Raw genomic sequence first — 18,328 nt, 5'->3', positions numbered from 1 at the left:
TAAGGGGGGTCGGCGGCGATTACCCTTTCTCTCCGGCCCCTGCCCAACTCATCGGAACGCGAGATACATGACCGTCAACGACGATGTCCTGCTTGTCCACGGCGGAACCCCGCTGGAGGGCGAGATCCGTGTCCGCGGTGCGAAGAACCTCGTACCGAAGGCCATGGTCGCCGCCCTGCTGGGCAGCGCGCCAAGTCGACTGCGCAACGTACCGGACATCCGTGACGTTCGTGTCGTACGTGGTCTGCTGCAACTGCACGGGGTGACGGTCCGCCCGGGTGAGGAACCGGGCGAGTTGGTGATGGACCCGTCCCACGTGGAGAGCGCGAACGTCGCTGACATCGATGCCCACGCGGGTTCGAGCCGGATCCCGATCCTGTTCTGCGGCCCGCTTCTGCACCGCCTCGGGCACGCGTTCATCCCCGGCCTCGGCGGCTGCGACATCGGCGGCCGGCCCATCGACTTCCACTTCGAGGTGCTGCGGCAGTTCGGCGCGCGGATCGAGAAGCGGGCGGACGGGCAGTACCTGGAGGCTCCGCAGCGGCTGCGCGGCACGAAGATCCGGCTGCCGTACCCGTCCGTGGGCGCGACCGAGCAGGTGCTGCTGACGGCGGTGCTGGCGGAGGGTGTCACGGAACTCTCCAACGCGGCCGTGGAGCCCGAGATCGAGGACCTCATCTGCGTCCTGCAGAAGATGGGCGCCATCATCGCGATGGACACCGACCGGACGATCCGCATCACCGGTGTGGACAAGCTCGGCGGTTACGCCCACCGTGCCCTTCCGGACCGTCTGGAGGCCGCCTCCTGGGCGTCCGCGGCGCTCGCGACCGAGGGCAACATCTACGTCCGTGGCGCCCAGCAGCGCTCGATGATGACGTTCCTCAACACCTACCGGAAGGTGGGCGGTGCCTTCGAGATCGACGACGAGGGCATCCGTTTCTGGCACCCCGGTGGCCAGTTGAAGTCCATCGCCCTGGAGACGGACGTGCACCCCGGCTTCCAGACGGACTGGCAGCAGCCGTTGGTCGTGGCCCTCACCCAGGCCACGGGGCTGTCCATCATCCACGAGACGGTCTACGAGTCCCGCCTCGGCTTCACCTCCGCGCTGAACCAGATGGGCGCGCACATCCAGCTCTACCGCGAGTGCCTCGGCGGCTCCGACTGCCGCTTCGGCCAGCGCAACTTCCTGCACTCCGCGGTCGTCTCCGGCCCCACCAAACTCCAGGGCGCCGACCTGGTCATCCCCGACCTGCGCGGCGGCTTCTCCTACCTCATCGCGGCCCTGGCGGCCCAGGGCACGTCCCGGGTCCACGGCATCGACCTCATCAACCGCGGCTACGAGAACTTCATGGAGAAGCTCGTGGAACTGGGCGCGAAGGTGGAGCTGCCGGGCAAGGCACTGGGCTGACCGCGGCTCTCGGCGCCGGGGAGATCAGCCCCGCCGCCGCTGGAAGCCACGTGTGAGCGCAACCACGATGGGGCGGCACCCGAAGTCCGGGTGCCGCCCCATCGGCGTTCTCTACGAGCCGTACGCCGTCTCGTGGCGTACAGACGGCAAGGTCACTTGCCCTTCGCGGCTTCCTTGAGCTTGGAGCCCGCGGAGACCTTCACGCTGTAGCCGGCCGGGATCTGGATCGGGTCGCCGGTCTGCGGGTTGCGCGCGGTGCGAGCGGCACGGTGGGTGCGCTCGAAGGTCAGGAAGCCAGGGATGGTGACCTTCTCGTCGCCCTTGGCGACGACCTCGCCGACGGTCTCGGCGAACGCGGCCAGCACGGCGTCGGCGTCCTTGCGGGTCACCTCGGCGCGGTCGGCCAGCGCGGCCACCAGCTCACTGCGGTTCATGTTGTTACTCCCGTGTTCTTTTTGCCTTTGAGGCGTGCCACGCGGCGGAGCCGCATATCGGGCACAGCGAAGTCGATGCTGCCAGGGTCCTCGGACAGTCCCCGGACCCGGGTCCGTCGTCAGACCCTCGCGCCCAGAGACGCATCCTGCCCCTACCTGCGGCGGGAAAGCCAATCCGGCACCCGGAGGAGTCGTGAGAACACCCTTGGGAGTCACACGAAGAGAGGGCCCGAGCTTGGCCGTCACCATAAACGGCCGCCCCAGGCCCTTGGTTCCACGACGCGCCGTCACAAGGGCTTGCCGTGGTGATCCTCACAGCCGGCGCCCGGGGGCGGCTGTCGCTCCCGGGCCGCGGCCGAAGCCCTGAACGGGCCTTGTCCTCAGACTCCGGTCGGGCCGGCCGTCGCCGCCCCCGCCGCCTTGGCGGCTTCCCGTACGGCACCGGCGACGGCGCCGGCGACCTTGTCGTTGAACACGCTCGGGATGATGTAGTTCGGGTTCAGCTCGTCCTCGGTCACCACGTCGGCCAGCGCCTTCGCGGCCGCGAGCATCATCTCCGTGTTGACCGTGCGGGACTGGGCGTCCAGCAGACCGCGGAAGACACCCGGGAAGACCAGCACGTTGTTGATCTGGTTCGGGAAGTCGGAGCGACCCGTGGCCACAACTGCCGCCGTCTGACGGGCGATTGCGGGCTCCACCTCCGGGTCCGGGTTCGCGAGCGCGAATACGATGGCACCCTCGGCCATGGCGGCCACGTCGTCACCGTCGAGCACGTTCGGGGCCGAGACGCCGATGAAGACGTCCGCGCCGCGCACGGCCTCCTTCAGCGTGCCGGTCAGGCCCTCGGGGTTGGTGTTGTCGGCGATCCAGCGCAGCGGCGAGTCGACGGGCGCCTCCCGCAGGTCCTCGCGACCGGCGTGCACGACGCCGTGGATGTCGGCGACGACGGCGTTCTTCACGCCCGCCGCGAGCAGCAGCTTGAGGATGGCCGTACCGGCCGCGCCGGCGCCGGACATCACGACGCGGATGTTTTCAATGGCCTTGCCCGTCACGCGAAGTGCGTTGGTGAGGGCGGCCAGGACGACGATCGCGGTGCCGTGCTGGTCGTCGTGGAAGACGGGGATGTCGAGGGCCTCGCGCAGCCGCGCCTCGATCTCGAAGCAGCGCGGGGCGGAGATGTCCTCCAGGTTGATGCCGGCGAACCCGGGGGCGATCGCCTTGACGATCTCGACGATGGCGTCGGTGTCCTGGGTGTCGAGGCAGATCGGCCAGGCGTCGATGCCGGCGAACCGCTTGAAGAGGGCCGCCTTGCCCTCCATGACGGGCAGCGCGGCCTTCGGGCCGATGTTGCCGAGGCCCAGCACCGCCGAACCGTCCGTCACAACCGCAACGGAGTTGCGCTTGATGGTCAGGCGGCGGGCGTCCTCGGGGTTCTCGGCGATCGCCATGCAGACCCGGGCCACACCCGGCGTGTAGACCATGGACAGGTCGTCACGGTTGCGGATGGGGTGCTTCGACGCCATCTCGATCTTGCCGCCGAGGTGCATGAGGAACGTACGGTCGGAGACCTTGCCCAGCGTGACGCCCTCGATGCCGCGCAGCTGCTCGACGATCTCCTCGGCGTGCGCGGTGGAGGTGGCGGCGATGGTGACGTCGATCCGGAGCTTCTCGTGACCGGACGCGGTCACGTCGAGGCCGGTCACCGAGCCTCCGTGGGACTCGACGGCCGTGGTGAGCTGGGAGACCGCGGTTCCGCTCGCGGGCACCTCCAGCCGGACCGTCATCGAGTAGGAGACGCTGGGCGCCGTTGCCATGGCCGACTTCCTCTGCTTTCACCGTTTAGCTGAGTTGTGCCGTCCGATCGTCGCACCTACCGCCGAGTAGCAGTTAGCCGGTCGTGGATTGCGAACGTATTGTTCGCCACGCCTTCGCATGAAAAGAGACCCACGTCACTTGGTGACGTGGGTCTCCTCAACGTTCATGACACCGACCCGCCATGCTCGCCTCGCGGCAAGTGGTCGCTCGTAGCGACGAAGGTTGGGCCCGGGGGCTTGGATCGAGCCGGTGCCACACCCAGGCTAACAAACAGATCCCGTAAGGCCATTCCCGTACCGCGAGTTGCTTTCCGGGCCGCCGAGAGTGCCCCCGTTCGGCCCCGGTCAGGTCGTCGGTGCCCGGCGTTTCCCGTCGGTCCCCGTCAGTCCCGCAGCAGGTCCGGCACTCCGGACGCGTCCGGCTCGTCGCGCTCCCCCGACACCACCGTCAGCCGCTGGGTGGCCCGGGTCAGCGCGACGTACAGCACGCGCAACCCGGCCGGCGACTCGTCCGCGATCTCCGCCGGGGAGACGACGATCGTGGCGTCGTACTCCAGGCCCTTCGCCTCCAGGCTGCCGAGCGCCACGACCCGGTCGCCGAGCCCGGCGATCCACTTGGCCGCCTCCTCGCGCCGCTGCATGGCGACCACCACGCCGACCGTCCCGTCGACCTGGTCCAGCAGCCGGGCGGCCTCGTCCCGGACCGTCTGCGCGACGGAGTCCCGGACGACGGTGAAGCGGGGCTGGACGCCGGTGGAGCGGACGGCCGACGGGGCCGTGGAGCCCGGCATGGCCAGGGCCAGCACCTTCGAGGCCAGCTCGGCGATCTCGGCCGGGTTGCGGTAGTTCACGGTGAGCTGGAAGCGGCGGCGCGGGCGGCTGCCGAGGGCCTCGTCGCGGGCCTCGGCCGCCTCGTCGACGTCGGACCAGGAGGACTGGGCCGGGTCGCCGACGATCGTCCAGGTGGCGTGCCGGCCGCGGCGGCCCACCATGCGCCACTGCATCGGCGTGAGGTCCTGGGCCTCGTCGACGATGACGTGGGCGTACTCGGTGCGCTCGGCCGCCAGCCGCTCGGCGCGCTCGCGCTGCGACTCCTCGCGCACCGGCATCAACTCCTCCAGGCCGGTGAGCTGGTCGAGCGGGTCCAGTTCGCGCTTCTTCTTCGGGCGGGCCGGAGTGCCGATGATCGCCTGGAGCTCGTCGAGCATGGCGATGTCGTGCACGGAGAAGCCGTCCCGCTTGAGGGAGCGGGCCACCTTGCGCACCTCGCCGGGGTTGAGGATCCGGCGCGAGAAGCGGCCGAGGCGCCGGTCGTCGGCCATCGCCGCCAGCACGGCCTTCGGGGTGAGCTCGGGCCACCAGGCATCGAGGAAGTCGAGGAAGCTGTCCTCCGAGCTGACGTCCTCGTCGAAGGAGGAACGCAGTTCGGCGGCCAGCTCGGGGTCGGTGTGGCGGCCGGCCGCGCCGGAGCGCGCCCACAGGGCGTCGAGCAGCAGCTTGCGGGCGCGCGGGCGCAGCAGGTTCACGGGTGCCGTACCGCCCAGGGCGTTGCGGCGGATGCGCTCCAGCTCCGCGGCCTCCAGTTCAAGCCGGCGGCCGAAGGCGACGACCCTGAGCCGGGTCGGCGAATCGTTCAGCTCCAGGGCTCCCCGGGCGGCCTTCCGCAACACCTTGAGCATGCGGTACGAGCCCTTGGCACGGGCCACCGCCGGGGAGTCGTACAGGGTGGCCTCGGCACCGACGGCGTCCACGGCGAGCGAGCCGATCGCCCGGATGGCGACCTGTCCCTCCTCGCCCAGCGACGGGAGCACGCCCTCGGTGTACGCCACCAGCAGCGGGGTCGGCGAGACGATCAGGATGCCGCCCGCGTAGCGGCGCCGGTCCTGGTAGAGCAGGTAGGCGGCGCGGTGCAGCGCCACGGCCGTCTTGCCGGTGCCCGGGCCGCCCTCGACGTACGTCACCGAGGCGGCGGGGGCGCGGATGACCAGGTCCTGCTCGGCCTGGATGGACGCGACGATGTCCCGCATGGTGTGGCCGCGCGCCTGGCCGAGGGCGGCCATGAGGGCGCCGTCGCCGATGACGGGCAGCTCGTCGCCGTGCAGGAACGCCTTGAGCTCGGGGCGCATGAGGTCGTCCTCGACGCCCAGCACGCGGCGCCCCTTGGAGCGGATGACCCGGCGCCGTACGACCCGTCCCGGATCGACCGGCGTGGAGCGGTAGAAGGGGGCCGCGGCCGGGGCCCGCCAGTCGATGACCAGCGGGGCGTAGTCCTGGTCGAGCACCCCGATACGGCCGATGTGCAGGGTCTCGGCGATGTCGGCGGTGTTGTCCTCGCGGACCGCGCCCTCGGCGGGCTCGACGGCGGTGTAGGCGCCGTCCGGCCCCTTCTTGCCGTCCTTGCCGAGGAGCAGGTCGATACGGCCGAAGAGGAAGTCCTCGAACTCGTTGTTCAGCCGGTTGAGGTGGACGCCGGCCCTGAACACCTGCGCGTCCCGTTCGGCGAGCGCGCCGGGCGTGCCTACCTGGCCGCGTTTGGCCGCGTCGTTCATCAGGAACTCGGCTTCGTGGATCTTCTCCTCAAGGCGCCGGTACACCCGGTCCAGGTGTTCTTGTTCGACGCCGATCTCTCGATCTCTCAGAGAGTCTTCGAGCGCGGCTTCCTGTTGCGCCTGAGCGGCCACCGGGCCCCCTTCTGACGTGCTGGGCAGCCGTCAACCGTACGCGAAGGGGGCCCGGAAAAGCTACGGCACGACTACACGTCGACCTCGACGAGCTTCTTCCCGTCGAAGTCCATGATCTCGATGTGATCGACGTCGTCCGGGGACATGGACACGCCGCCGCTGACGTAGAGCGGGTTCCTGGCCTGCTCGGTCTTGGCGTCCGGGATGCCGTAGCCCCACTTCGGGACGGACCAGGAGGCGGCCGTCTCGCGCTCGCCGTCCTTGCTGACGAAGATCAGGGAACACTTGAGCGGCCCCTTGACCCCCTTGAGTTCGAGGCCCGTCTCGGTACCCCAGAGCTTGCCCTCCATGGCGACGGTCGCGGAGACGCCGGTCGACGGGTCGGTCCCCGAGACCTTGTGCTCGATGCCGGTGAACAGGTCCTTGGCGGGGTTGGCCGCCTGCACGGTCCGGTTCCCCTCACTGCCACCGCCGCCGTCGCCGCCGTTCGTCGCCACGGCCACGAACGGACCGCCGACGATGAGCGCGGCCGCCGCGGCGACCATGTAGAAGCTGCGCCGGCGCCGCTGGGCACGCCGCTCGGCCACCTCGTCGACGAGCTTGTTCACCAGGCGCGGGCTGGGCTTCGCCGACAGGGAGTCGCCGATGGCGGGGGTGCCGGCACCGGGCAGGTCCGCGAGCGCGGCCAGCATCGGTTCCATCCCGGCGAGCTCGTCGAGTTGCTGGGCGCACCATTCGCAGGTCGCGAGGTGGGCTTCAAAAGCGGTTGCCTCGGCGTCGTCGAGAATTCCGAGGGCGTAGGCGCCGACGGTCTCGTGCTCGCTCGGAACCGGATGTCCCTGCATGGGTCCAGACATACCCGAACCGCCCATCCCGAATCCCTGGTTACCCCCGTAAACACTCATCACGCCGTCACCCCCCGCTCCTCCAGAGCCAGCTTCATCGACCGCAGGGCGTAGAACACCCTGGAGCGGACGGTGCCGCTGGGTATGCCCAGGGTCTCGGCCGCCTCGTTGACGGTACGCCCCTTGAAGTACGTCTCGACCAGAACCTCCCGGTGAGCCGGGGTCAGGTCGTCGAGCGCGTCCGACAGCGTCATCAGCCACAGCGCCTTGTCGATCTCGTCCTCCGCGGGGATGACCTCCAGCGGCGACGGGTCGACCTCCTGCGGCCGGGCCTGCCGGCTGCGGTGGCCGTCGATGACGATGCGCCGGGCGACCGTCACCAGCCAGGGGCGTACCGATCCGGTCGCTCGATTGAGCTGTCCGGCGTTCTTCCAGGCACGGATGAGCGTCTCCTGCACGACGTCCTCTGCTCGTTGCCGATCACCGGCGACCAGCCGAAGGACATAGGCGAGGAGGGGTCCGGCGTGCTCTCTGTACAGCGCACGCATCAGCTCCTCATCAGGTTCCGAGGGCTGGGACATGCGATGTCGGGCCCTCGATCCACGTTCATTGGCCACGACGGAATCCTTGCGCACGCCCACCTCCGATGTCCGGGGGTTCCCCCAGTCGGTCGCTCGACTACCCGTACGGAACGGGCGCGTTGAGTGTTCAACGTGGGGCGACAGTTTTCTGCGGAGTGACGTGACGAGGCAGGACATGGCAGCACATTCCCACCGTGCGATCTTTACATTTCCACCACATCGGCAAGATCGACTCGACTTTTCCCTACGGGTGCGTAGGTAAACGGCATGTAATCGAAATCACTTCGACAGCCGTTTCGCAGAAGCCGCATAACGGGCTGTCAGGCGCGAGTGAGGGCCGCGCGGCGGCGGTGCCGGGCGACTCTTTCACGGTTTCCGCAGACCTCGCTGGAGCACCAACGCCTTCTGCGTCCACGGGACGTGTCCAGATAGACGATCGGGCAGTTGTCGCCCTCGCACTCCCTCAGGCCGGCCCGCGCGACCGGATCGGTGAGCAGGTCCACGGCGTCCCGCGCGATGGCGCCGAGCAGCGCGGCGCACTCGGGCGGGTGGTCCAACTCCCGGACGAGCGCGCCGTCTTCACCCCGCCTGGCACGGGGTGCCGGGGGTGCCGCGCGGGCGATGTCGTTCACATGGGCGAGCGCGATGTCGTACGACGGCCAGGGCTCGAGGGCGGGCCCTCCGCGCACCAACTGTCCGATACGTCCGCGCAGTTCACGGAACGCGACGAGCCAGGAGGCGTCGGCGTGGACGAGCGGGGTGCCGGGTGGGACGAGTCCGGACCGCGCGATCCAGGTGCGCAGCACCTCCACCGAGTCGAACCGTTCGTCGGGGTGCGTGGTCGCGAGGAGGTCCAGACAGATCCGCCCCGCGTCGAACCGGGGCTCGTACGCGCCCGTGGCCGTACCCAGTGCCATGTGCCTGTCACCGCCTAGGGGTCACCCCGGTCAGGAGGGGTCGGTGAGATGCCGTGAGGAGAGCTGGGGGAACCGTTCCCTCTAACAGTGCCCGTCCGACGGCGGGGCCGGAACCCCTCGCACCGGAGGCGGCACCGGACGACAGCGCGCGCGGCCGGGCGGACGGCCGCGGACGGCCGCGGGTGGTCGAGCCGAGTGACCGCCCGCGTCCCGGGCACCGCCGCATGGGCGTGGGCTGGAGGGCATGGCACAGGGCAACAAGGTCACCGGAGCAGAACTGGGCGCGCAGCCGCCGTGGCGGGGGCGGGCTTTGCGCGCCGGTCGGCTGGGGTCAGCCCGTCGGGGATCGGGGACGAGGCCGGTTCAGGGCGGAAGCGGGGGCCGGGGCTGCAAGACCCCCCGTAACGGCGGCAACGGCGCCGCGACGGCGTCGGGTGCCGCCTCAGGCGTCCGCGTACTTCGCGTCGGCCGCCGGGTCCAGCGCCAGCCGGTACCCCCGCTTCACCACCGTCTGGATCAACTTCGGCGCCCCGAGAGCCGTCCGCAGCCGAGCCATCGCCGTCTCCACCGCGTGCTCGTCCCGCCCCGTGCCCGGCAGGGCCCGCAGCAGCTCCGCCCGGGAGACCACCCACCCCGGCCGCCGGGACAGCGCCCGCAGCAGGGACATGCCCGCCGGCGGCACGGGCCGCAGCTCCCCGTCCACCAGGACCGCGTGCCCGCGGATCTCCACCCGGTGGCCGGCGATCGGCAGCGACCGCGCCCGGCCCGGAAGCTCCTGGCACAGGAGCTGCACCAGTGGGCCGAGCCGGAAGCGCGCGGGCTGGACCGTGTCGATGCCGCGCGCCTGGAGGGGCAGCGCGGTGACCGGCCCTACGCAGGCCGACAGGACGTCATGGCTGAGGGCGGCGAGCAGTTCGGGCAGCAGCCCGCGCTCCTCGGCCCGGTCCAGGAGGGACGCCGCGGCCGGGGCGCTGGTGAAGGTGAGGGCGTCCAGGCCACGGGAGACGGTGGCGTCCAGCAGGCGGTCGACCGGGCCGATGTCCTCCGGCGGCAGCCACCGGTACACCGGCACCCCGAGCACCTCCGCTCCCCCGGCCCGCAGCGCCTCCACGAACCCGGGCAGCGGCTCACCGTGCAGCTGTACGGCCACACGGCGCCCGTCGACGCCTTCCTCCAGGAGCCGGTCCAGCACCTCGGCCATGGACTCGCTGGACGGCGACCACTGCTCGGTCAGCCCGGCGGCCCGTACCGCGCCCTTGACCTTGGGCCCGCGCGCGAGCAGCTCGACCTCGCGCAGCCGTGCCAGCAGGTCCTCGCCCAGTCCCCACCCGTCGGCGGCCTCGATCCAGCCCCGGAAGCCGATCGCGGTGGTGGCGACCACGACGTCCGGGGTCCGCTGGATGATCTCCTTGGTGGCGGCGAGCAGTTCGCTGTCGTCGGCGAGCGGCACGATGCGCAGGGCGGGGGCGTGCAGGACGGCCGCGCCGCGCCGCTGGAGCAGCGCCCCCAGCTCGTCGGCCCGGCGCGCGGCGGTCACGCCCACGGTGAACCCCGCGAGCGGCCCGTGTTCGGCTTGCTGCTGTTCGTCGTACATAACACTCGTCCCGCACTCGAGTCGTGGTGCCTGCCCCAGGTTGCCGCACCGAAGGGGTCCCTGATCGCACCCTTGGTGGTTACACCTGCATGCCGATCGAGCCTGTCAACGGTGCGTGACAGGCTCGGTTCGGCTTGATGTCGGCGGTGTTACGTCACACTTCGGCGTAGCTGAGCTGCGGTTTCGCGTCGGCGGCCGGTGTGGTGTGGGTCTCCGGGGCGGCCGGGCGGCGAAGGTATACGGCCCAGGTGACCACGAAGCAGACGCCGTAGAAGGCGAGGAAGGCGACGAAGGCGCCGGTGCCGGAGCCCACGGTGAGGAAGGACTGGCGGAAGGCGAGGTTGATGCCGAGCCCGCCGACCGCGCCCACCGCGCCGATGAGGCCCATGGAGGCGCCGGAGAGCCGGCGGCCGTAGGACGCGGCCTCCTCACCGGTGAGTCCCTTGGCGAGGGCCTTGTTGTGGAAGATGCCGGGGATCATCTTGAACGTCGAGCCGTTGCCGAGGCCGGACAGCACGAACAGGGCGATGAACGCGGTGGTGAACAGCGGCAGCGACTTCTGCATCGAGGCCACGATGATGACCGAGGTGGCGGCGGCCATGGCGACGTAGTTCCACAGCGTGATCTTCGCGCCGCCGAACCGGTCGGCGAGCGAGCCGCCCACGGGACGGATCAGGGAGCCGAGCAGCGGGCCGATGAAGGTGACGTAGGCGGCCTGGAGCGGCGTACGGCCGAACTGGGTCTGGAGCACGAGACCGAAGGCGAAGCTGTAACCGATGAAGGAGCCGAAGGTACCGATGTAGAGGAAGGACATGATCCAGGTGTGGGCGTCCTTCGCGGCGTCCTTGGCGGCGCCGGTGTCGTTCTTCACGGACGAGATGCTGTCCATCTTCAGCCACGCGAGGACGGCGGCGACCACGATGAGCGGGATGTAGATCCCGAGCAGCAGGCGCGGGCCGCCGCTGGCGCCGATGACCGCGAGACCGATCAGCTGCACGACGGGCACGCCGATGTTGCCGCCGCCGGCGTTGAGCCCGAGCGCCCATCCCTTCTTGCGCAGGGGGAAGAAGGCGTTGATGTTGGTCATGCTGGAGGCGAAGTTCCCGCCGCCGACGCCGGCCAGCATCGCGCAGAGCAGGAACGTGGTGAACGACGTTCCCGGCTGCATCACGGTGAACGCGGCGACCGTCGGCAGGAGCAGCAGGCTCGCCGAGATCACCGTCCAGGCGCGGCCGCCGAAGACGGCGACGGCGAAGGTGTACGGCACGCGGACGACGGCGCCGACCAGCGTGGCCATCGAGACGATGGTGAACTTGTCGGCCGGGGTGAGCCCGTACTCCGGCCCCATGAAGAGCACCATCACCGACCACAGGGTCCAGATCGAGAACCCGATGTGCTCGGACAGGACCGAGAAGAACAGGTTCCGCTTGGCGATCTTCTCCCCGGTCTCGTTCCAGAAGGTCTCGTCCTCGGGGTCCCAGTGATCGATCCAGCGGCCTCCCCTGCTCGCAGCGGGGGCTGTGCTAGGGGCTGTCATGACGCCTCCACGGTCTTCGGGCTCGGGTCCTACGAGTGGCTTGTCCCGAAGGTAGGGAGGGCTCGTTTCCGGACTGTGGCACCGAGTGACCGGAAGGGAACTTTGCTCTCACCCGGCGGGGAGGACGGATGAGAGGTCGGCTCGGTGGTCAGCGCCGCGGGGGCTGCCAGTGGGGGTTCTGCCGGGGGTGCGGCGGCTGGCGTTCTGGGCGACTCCGGCCCCCGGCGGGAGGCGAATTCCAGGGGTCGTTGCAACACAGTGATCAACTGGCTGTCGCCAGGAGCTTAGCGAGGCGCTCGGCTGGGGTTTGCCAGCCGAGCGTTTTGCGTGGGCGGCTGTTGAGTTCGGTGGCGACGGCCGTCAGGTCCTCGGGGGTGTGGGCGGCAAGGTCGGTGCCCTTGGGGAAGTACTGCCGGAGCAGGCCGTTGGTGTTCTCGTTCGAGCCTCGCTGCCAGGGGCTGGCCGGGTCGCAGAAGTAGACCTGGATGCCGGTGGCGGTGGTGAAGGACCGGTGGGCGGACAGCTCCGAGCCCTGGTCCCAGGTCAGGGACCGCCAGAGGTGACGCGGGAGGGTCTGGACGGTCGTGGCGAGAGCGTCGCGGGTGGCCAGGCCGCTGTGGCCGGTCGGCAGGTGGACGAGCATCAGGTAGCGGGTGGAGCGTTCGACGAGTGTGCCGATGGCGGACCGGCCGTTCTTGCCGATGATCAGGTCGCCTTCCCAGTGGCCGGGGACGGCTCGGTCAGCCGCTTCGGCGGGGCGCTCGCTGATCATGACCATGTTCTTGATCGGCCGGTTGACGCGCTTGGTGGCAAGGCGGTGCGGCCGCCGCACGGCCCTGCCGGTCCGCAGCGAGCGGGTCAGTTCGCGGCGGAGTTCACCGCGGCCTTGGACGTAGAGGGCCTGGTAGATCGTCTCGTGGACCACGTGCATCTCCGGCCGGTCGGGGAAGCGGGTCCGCAGAGCCTGGCAGATCTGTTCCGGGCTCCACCGCATCGTCAGGTGTTCCTGGATGAAGTCCCGCAGCTCGGGGCACTGGCCGATTTTGCCGACCTTGGGGCGGGCTCGTCTGTGTCGCGCCCGGTTGTCGGCGTGGAAGGGCCGGTAGGAGAAGCCGCCCTTGGGCATCGGCCGGCGGTTGCGGCGTATCTCCCGGCTGACGGTCGACGGACTGCGACCCAGCTCGGCGGCGATCTGCCGGACGGACGCCCTCTCCCGCAGCCGGTCGGCGATGTGGATGCGATCTTCCTCGCGGAGATACCTCGACGGGTGAGGAGCGGCTTTATCCTGGCCACCCGGCCGTTCTGGCTGCTGCCCGGGGACCGGGCAGACCGGGGGAACCGGCTTCAGCCCCTTGCCCGGCGAGTGGTGGCCGTTGCGCCACTTCTTGCCGGTCCGCAGGTTGATGCCGACGATGCGGGCCGCTTCCCGGGTGCTGTAACCCTGCTCCATGAGCTGGAAGTATGCGGCCCGCTCGGCGGCCAACTTACGGGGCCCCCGCGGTGTCCGGTCCTGACGAATCTCGAAGTCCAACGCATCCCCTGAGCTGGGGTGTTGCGACGACCACCAGAACGGAAGGGAATGCCGGGGGCCGGAGCGTCGGGGACGGTCGGATCAGGTGCGGTAGGCGTAGTACAGGGCGTTCGGGTACGACGCGATGATGCTCGCCACCGACCTGCTGTAGGTGTTGGTGGAGTGGTACGTCAGATACGGCACGCCCCGGCTGCGGGAGGTGACGATCATGGTGTGGTCCTTCGAACCGTCCTTGTCGAAGTCGATCTGGAGCACATCGCCGACGTCCATCTGGTAGACGTTGGCCAGGCTGGTCGTCCGCTTCGAGTTCTGGGCGAACCAGGACCACTCGTTGACGCCGACGAACGAGTGCGACTGGATGTCGGCGTTGCCGAACCACCTGGTGTAGTCGTACACATAGCCGGGGACGTGCTTCCAGCCGCCCGCCTTCAGGGCCTGGCTGACGAAGTTGGTGCAGTCGCCGCCCGCGCCCTGGCCGTTGAAGTCCGGGTAGGCCGGGTTGTACCGGGACCAGTACTGCTTCGCGTAGACGGCCATCGCCTTGTAGTCCAGCCCACTGGCGGTGAAGTCCTTCGCGTGGGCCGGGCCCGGGTACGAGGTCGACGCCCTGGGCGCCGAGGGCGTGGTGCCGGCGCTCCTCGCGGCCATCGGCTCGACGGCCGGCCTGGCCGTCTGGTTCACCGCGAGGTCGCCCTCGTCGGTCGCGCGGATGGTGGTCAGCTGCCAGTCCCCGTGCCGGTCGGCGCTGAACGTCAGCTCGTGGTGCGCCTGGAACGAGGTGCTCGGCGGCGCGTCGCCGCGGACCTTCTTGTAGGTGAGGGTCGTGGTCTCGGTGACCGCGACCCTGGCCTTGCGGCCCGTCACGCTCGTGGCGTCCACAGTGACGGTGGTGCTTGCCTTGCTGTACCTCTCGCCCAGTTCCGCGAGTTCGTCCCTGCGGTGATTCAGTGCGGACTTCGCGGCGTCCTCGCTGCGGGCCAGGCCGAAGGACAGTCGGACGTCCCCGGAGAAGCCGTCGGTCAGCGGCTTCTCCCGGTCAGCCCGCCTGCCGTCGACCAGAGCGTTCGTACGATCGGTGAAGACCGCGTCCGCCAGTCGCTGGAAGGTGGCCCGGGTCCTGGCGTCCACGGTGGGATCGTCGACCGCCGCCGCGCCCGCGCTCCAGTTGGGCAGCAGCGCCGCTCCGGCGACGACCGAGGCGGCGGCCGCCCCGACTATGGTGGCGCGGCGCCGCGTGCGGCTCAATTTCCTTGACTTCACTGATGATTCCCCTCTTGCCCACGGCGGACGGATGCCGGGGGAAGCGCATCTTCGCATGAGATGTGTGGTTCTTGTGAAGACAGATGACCATGCGAGTCAAGGATGTTACAGACACGTCATTGCACGACGGTCGACCAGTCGGGGGACTGGGCCGGGTCGAGGGTGCGCAGCCGCTCCAGGGTCTCGGGGCGCTGCACGTCCATCCAGTCGGCGAGCTCCTTGAAGGACACGCACTTGACGTCCTTCTTGGTGCACACGTTCTCGATGATCCGGTCCACGGCTCTCATGTAGATGCCGCCGTTCCAGTCCTCGAAGTGGTTGCCGACGAACAGGGGCGCCCGGCTGCCGTAGTACACGCGGTTGAACCCGGCCATGTAGGTCTCGACGGTCTCCTCCTCCCACCGGGGGTACTCGGCCGGATCACCGTCCGTCTCGCCCTCGGACTGGTTGTAGAGGAAGTTGAAGTCCATGGAGAGGCCCTGGTACTTGCCCCCCTCGTACGGCAGCATCTGCAACGGGAAGTCCCAGATGCCGTTCTTCTTGACCGGCCATATCTGGAAGTCGCCGGCGGAGCTGGCGTCGTAGCGGTAGCCGTAGTCCTTGACAGCCGTCAGCAGGTTCTTCTGACCCTCCAGGCAGGGGGCTCGGCCGCCGGTGACCTCCTTGGTGACGTCGAAGGGCAGCGGGGGCAGATCGGTGTAGCCGGTGTGGGTCTTCCACTTCGCCACGAAGGAGTTGAACTGGTCGATCTCGCTCTTCCACTCCGCGACGCTCCAGTCGCCGCCGCCCTTCTCCCCGCAGAAGTGCCCGTTGAAATGGGTGCCGATCTCGTTCCCCTCCTTCCATGCCTTGCCGAGCTGCTCCAGCGTGGTGCGGATGTGCTCGTCGGTGGGGTAGCTGATCGCCGCCGCTCCCTTGTCGTGCTGGGGCGGGTCGTAGAGCGTTTTCTTGTCCTTGGGCAGGAGGTAGATCCCCGTGAGGAAGAACGTCATGTGGGCGTCGTATTTCTTGGCCAGTTCCCGGTAGTGCGAGAACAGCCGGTCGTCGCCCTCCAGTGCGCCGTCCCAGGAGAAGACGACGAACTGGGGCGGCTTCTGCCCGGGCTTGAGCCGCTCCGGCTTCAACTGGCCCTTCTGCGGGCCGGTGTAGGAGGTGGAGCCGTCCCCCAGGACCTTTGTCCTGCCGTCCCACTCCGGCTCCTCGGCGGCCCTCTCCGGCGCCGTCCGCCGTGCCCCCGAGGACGCGGTCGGCCGGGTGTCGTCCGTGTGGTTCAGGACCAGATACCCCGCCGTCAGCGAGGCGACGACGAGGAGCGCCGCCAGGGCCAGGAAGCCCGGGCGGAGAGCGGTGGTGCGGCGCGGAGCCCGGGCCCTGCGACGGCGCCCCGACGGTGGCTTCATGTGCGGCTCATTCTCGAGACGGTGGAGGACTGTGGTGCCTGGTCGGTGGTCAGCCGAGCGGGCTCACGGCACCGGACCAGATGTCGTAGGGGACGCTGTCGTCGGCGGTGCCGGCGATGCCCTTCAACGGCAGTGGTTCCAGGCTCTTGGCGAGGTCGATGCGATAGACGACGACCGCCGTGGAGACGGACTTGTGCGTGCCGACGTACCAGGCGGCTGTGTCGTTCTGCGTGGTCCCGGCCTTCCCGGCCACCTTCGTGGTGGCGGGCGCGTCGTCGGGGTGGGCGGTGCGGAAGGCTTCCGTGAGTGCCGAGGTGACCTCACCGGCCACGTCGGCGCCGACCGCCCGCCGCGGGCGGGGCAGGTCGAGGGGGACCTGGGCGCCGTTGTGGGTGATCCGGCGCACCGAGTACGGCTCGGTGTGCCTGCCGGCCGCGGCGAACGTGGAGTAACCGCTGGCCATGCGGATGGCGCTGGGCGTGGAGCTGCCCATCGACAGCGCGGGCACGTGGGCACCGATGCTGGAGCGCAGCAGACCCGCGGCCTCGGCGGTGGCCCGCACCCTGTCCAGGCCGGTGTCCATGCCGAGCTGCATGAACGGCGTGTTCACCGACAACGCCATCGCCCGGTGCAGGGAGATCCGCCCGTAGGACCTGTCCCCGTCGTTGCTGACGGCCACCTTGCGGCCGCTGCGGTCCCAGTACGGCCCCTCCGGTGTGGTCACCGGCACGTCGTCGTCACCGTCGTAGAGAGAGTCCCCGGTGACCGGGGTCGCCGCCCCGCCGCGGGTCTTGCGGACGCCGTGCTCCAGAGCGGCCGCGTACACGAACGGCGTGAACGCCGAACCGGCCGGGACGGTGGTGGCGTTCGACTCGTTGTAGCCCTGCTCACGGTGGTCGGGGCCGCCGTAGACGGCGAGGATCCGGCCGTCGGCGGCCACCGAGGCCGCCCCGTAGCGCGCGGTCCTCGCGGTCTTCGGCTGGTCCTCCAGGGCCTTCTTGCGCGCCTTGGTGACGACGCCGGTGAGCTGGGTTTCCCTCTTCTTGTCGAAGGTCGTGTAGATCTGGTAGCCGCCGAGGTCGAATTCCTTGTCGGAGATCCTCGCGGCCTTCTTGGCGTACTGGGAGGCGAGTTCCACCAGGTAGTCGCTCTGCTCGCCGGTGTCGTACAGCGGGTTGCGCTCCAGCGGCTCGGGGAACTCCCTGTACGTGGCCCGCTCGGCCTTCGGGAGTTTGCCGATCTCTACCATCCGGTCGAGGGTCCAGGACCAACGCTCCACCGCCCGCGCTCTGTTGGCGCCGCTCAGGGTCGGGTCGTACAGGCCGGCGCCCTTGAGCAGGGCGGCCAGGAACGCGGCCTCGCTCGCGTTCAGTTCGCCGACGTCCTTGCCGTAGTAGGCCTGGGCGGCGCGCTGGATGCCGTAGGTGCCGCGGCCGAACCAGCTGGTGTTGAGGTAGCTCTCGAGGATCTCGTCCTTGCTCATCCGGTTGTCGAGCTTGAGGGCGATCATCGCCTCGGTGAACTTGCGGCGGACCGTTTGGTCCTGGTTCAGGTAGACGTTCTTGACGTACTGCTGGGTGATGGTCGAGCCGCCCTGGGTGTCTCCCTGGCCGAGTGTGCGCAGCAGGGCGCGGGTGATGCCCGTGAAGGAGACTCCGGGGTCGCTGTAAAAGCTCTCGTTCTCCGCGGCGAGGACCGCCCACCGGACGTCCGCGGGGATGTCCTTCAGCGGCATCGCCTGCCGCTGCACCCAGCCGGTACGGGCCATGGGCGTCCCGTCGGCCCAGAAGTACACGTTGTCCTGCTGGAGGGCGTACGAGTTGAGATTGTCCGGAATGTCGGTGGCCGCGTAGGCGACGGCGAGGAAGAGGCCGCTGAGCCCCACGCCGGCGAGTGAGCCGCCGAGCCATTGCCGCCAGGAGGGCAGCCATCGGCGCAGACCGGTGCGTCCGGGCCGGGGGTACCGCGGCCGCATGCGGCGGGCGTAGGGCGCGAGGCGGGCGGCGAGTGCGCCGCCGGCGCTCAGCAGGAGCGCCAGACGGGGGACAGCGGCGAGGCGGGGGCGAGGGGCTTTGCGACGGTTCCGGTCTCCGCGGCCGGCCGGTCGCGGCCGGCGCCGCGGTCGGCCGGCCGCGTTGTCGGCGCGTATTCGACCGGATGACGTCTCACCCGAATGACCGGATATTTCGGATACCGCGTATTCTCCGGTGTTGGATATGTCCGGCAGCGGCACCCGCAACTGCATGGTCTCGTCCGCCTTGAACGCGTTGGCCACTTTCAACCGCATAGTGGCGTCGGGCTCCTGAGCCCCCTCCTCGCGCCCCAT

Annotated in this window: 13 protein-coding genes; 1 reads left to right on the top strand and 12 read right to left on the bottom strand. The window is 69.7% G+C overall.

What is annotated here, in order from left to right; genetic code table 11:
- The first annotated feature begins 67 nt into the window (after window positions 1–67).
- Window positions 68–1,408 carry a UDP-N-acetylglucosamine 1-carboxyvinyltransferase gene (murA, locus tag ABZ078_RS10620; RefSeq protein WP_356573717.1) on the top strand — a complete coding sequence of 447 codons (1,341 nt, stop codon included), beginning with the start codon at window positions 68–70 and terminating at the stop codon, window positions 1,406–1,408.
- 152 nt (window positions 1,409–1,560) lie between these two features.
- Here the strand turns inward: murA and ABZ078_RS10615 are convergent, their stop codons facing one another.
- From ABZ078_RS10615 to ABZ078_RS10560, 12 genes are all read right to left on the bottom strand, one after another.
- Complete coding sequence (locus tag ABZ078_RS10615; protein ID WP_007498188.1) at window positions 1,561–1,842, bottom strand: HU family DNA-binding protein; 282 nt, start codon at window positions 1,840–1,842, stop codon at window positions 1,561–1,563.
- Window positions 1,843–2,222: 380 nt separating this feature from the next.
- Complete coding sequence (locus ABZ078_RS10610; protein WP_356573715.1) at window positions 2,223–3,656, bottom strand: NAD-dependent malic enzyme; 1,434 nt, start codon at window positions 3,654–3,656, stop codon at window positions 2,223–2,225.
- A gap of 383 nt (window positions 3,657–4,039) precedes the next feature.
- Window positions 4,040–6,337 (bottom strand): UvrD-helicase domain-containing protein, encoded by a 2,298-nt coding sequence (locus ABZ078_RS10605; RefSeq protein WP_356573713.1) that lies wholly within the window; start codon window positions 6,335–6,337, stop codon window positions 4,040–4,042.
- A gap of 71 nt (window positions 6,338–6,408) precedes the next feature.
- On the bottom strand, window positions 6,409–7,242 hold the full coding sequence (locus ABZ078_RS10600; protein WP_356573712.1) for a zf-HC2 domain-containing protein: 834 nt from the start codon (window positions 7,240–7,242) through the stop codon (window positions 6,409–6,411).
- The gene (locus tag ABZ078_RS10595) at window positions 7,242–7,763 is read right to left on the bottom strand and encodes a sigma-70 family RNA polymerase sigma factor (protein ID WP_010039908.1); all 522 of its coding nucleotides are present in this window, start codon (window positions 7,761–7,763) and stop codon (window positions 7,242–7,244) included. Before ABZ078_RS10595 ends, ABZ078_RS10600 begins: the two co-directional genes overlap by 1 nt.
- Before the next feature lie 320 nt (window positions 7,764–8,083).
- Complete coding sequence (locus tag ABZ078_RS10590; protein ID WP_356573710.1) at window positions 8,084–8,680, bottom strand: CGNR zinc finger domain-containing protein; 597 nt, start codon at window positions 8,678–8,680, stop codon at window positions 8,084–8,086.
- 442 nt (window positions 8,681–9,122) lie between these two features.
- Window positions 9,123–10,274: a uroporphyrinogen-III synthase gene (locus ABZ078_RS10585; RefSeq protein ID WP_356573708.1), complete on the bottom strand. Its 1,152-nt coding sequence runs from the start codon at window positions 10,272–10,274 to the stop codon at window positions 9,123–9,125.
- A 154-nt stretch (window positions 10,275–10,428) separates the two neighbouring features.
- A complete protein-coding gene (locus ABZ078_RS10580) occupies window positions 10,429–11,811 on the bottom strand; it encodes a nitrate/nitrite transporter (protein WP_356573707.1) in 1,383 nt (460 codons plus the stop codon).
- A 262-nt stretch (window positions 11,812–12,073) separates the two neighbouring features.
- Window positions 12,074–13,261 carry an IS30 family transposase gene (locus tag ABZ078_RS10575; protein ID WP_356573924.1) on the bottom strand — a complete coding sequence of 396 codons (1,188 nt, stop codon included), beginning with the start codon at window positions 13,259–13,261 and terminating at the stop codon, window positions 12,074–12,076.
- A 162-nt stretch (window positions 13,262–13,423) separates the two neighbouring features.
- The gene (locus tag ABZ078_RS10570) at window positions 13,424–14,602 is read right to left on the bottom strand and encodes an amidase domain-containing protein (protein ID WP_356573705.1); all 1,179 of its coding nucleotides are present in this window, start codon (window positions 14,600–14,602) and stop codon (window positions 13,424–13,426) included.
- A gap of 116 nt (window positions 14,603–14,718) precedes the next feature.
- On the bottom strand, window positions 14,719–16,002 hold the full coding sequence (locus ABZ078_RS10565) for a hypothetical protein (RefSeq protein WP_356573703.1): 1,284 nt from the start codon (window positions 16,000–16,002) through the stop codon (window positions 14,719–14,721).
- Between the two features lie 49 nt (window positions 16,003–16,051).
- Window positions 16,052–18,289 (bottom strand): transglycosylase domain-containing protein, encoded by a 2,238-nt coding sequence (locus ABZ078_RS10560; protein WP_356573922.1) that lies wholly within the window; start codon window positions 18,287–18,289, stop codon window positions 16,052–16,054.
- Window positions 18,290–18,328: the final 39 nt, after the last annotated feature.

The organism is Streptomyces sp. NPDC006385, assembly GCF_040612485.1.
Taxonomy (GTDB): Bacteria; Actinomycetota; Actinomycetes; order Streptomycetales; family Streptomycetaceae; genus Streptomyces.
This window is presented reverse-complemented; position numbering and strand designations above follow the sequence as displayed.

Coding starts and splice junctions, on each gene's coding strand:
- murA (WP_356573717.1), top strand. CDS start 68: ATGACCGTCAACGACGATGTCCTGCTTGTCCACGGCGGAACCCCGCTG.
- ABZ078_RS10615 (WP_007498188.1), bottom strand. CDS start 1,842: ATGAACCGCAGTGAGCTGGTGGCCGCGCTGGCCGACCGCGCCGAGGTG.
- ABZ078_RS10610 (WP_356573715.1), bottom strand. CDS start 3,656: ATGGCAACGGCGCCCAGCGTCTCCTACTCGATGACGGTCCGGCTGGAG.
- ABZ078_RS10600 (WP_356573712.1), bottom strand. CDS start 7,242: ATGAGTGTTTACGGGGGTAACCAGGGATTCGGGATGGGCGGTTCGGGT.
- ABZ078_RS10595 (WP_010039908.1), bottom strand. CDS start 7,763: ATGTCCCAGCCCTCGGAACCTGATGAGGAGCTGATGCGTGCGCTGTAC.
- ABZ078_RS10590 (WP_356573710.1), bottom strand. CDS start 8,680: ATGGCACTGGGTACGGCCACGGGCGCGTACGAGCCCCGGTTCGACGCG.
- ABZ078_RS10585 (WP_356573708.1), bottom strand. CDS start 10,274: ATGTACGACGAACAGCAGCAAGCCGAACACGGGCCGCTCGCGGGGTTC.
- ABZ078_RS10580 (WP_356573707.1), bottom strand. CDS start 11,811: ATGACAGCCCCTAGCACAGCCCCCGCTGCGAGCAGGGGAGGCCGCTGG.
- ABZ078_RS10575 (WP_356573924.1), bottom strand. CDS start 13,261: ATGGAGCAGGGTTACAGCACCCGGGAAGCGGCCCGCATCGTCGGCATC.
- ABZ078_RS10565 (WP_356573703.1), bottom strand. CDS start 16,002: ATGAAGCCACCGTCGGGGCGCCGTCGCAGGGCCCGGGCTCCGCGCCGC.
- ABZ078_RS10560 (WP_356573922.1), bottom strand. CDS start 18,289: ATGCGGTTGAAAGTGGCCAACGCGTTCAAGGCGGACGAGACCATGCAG.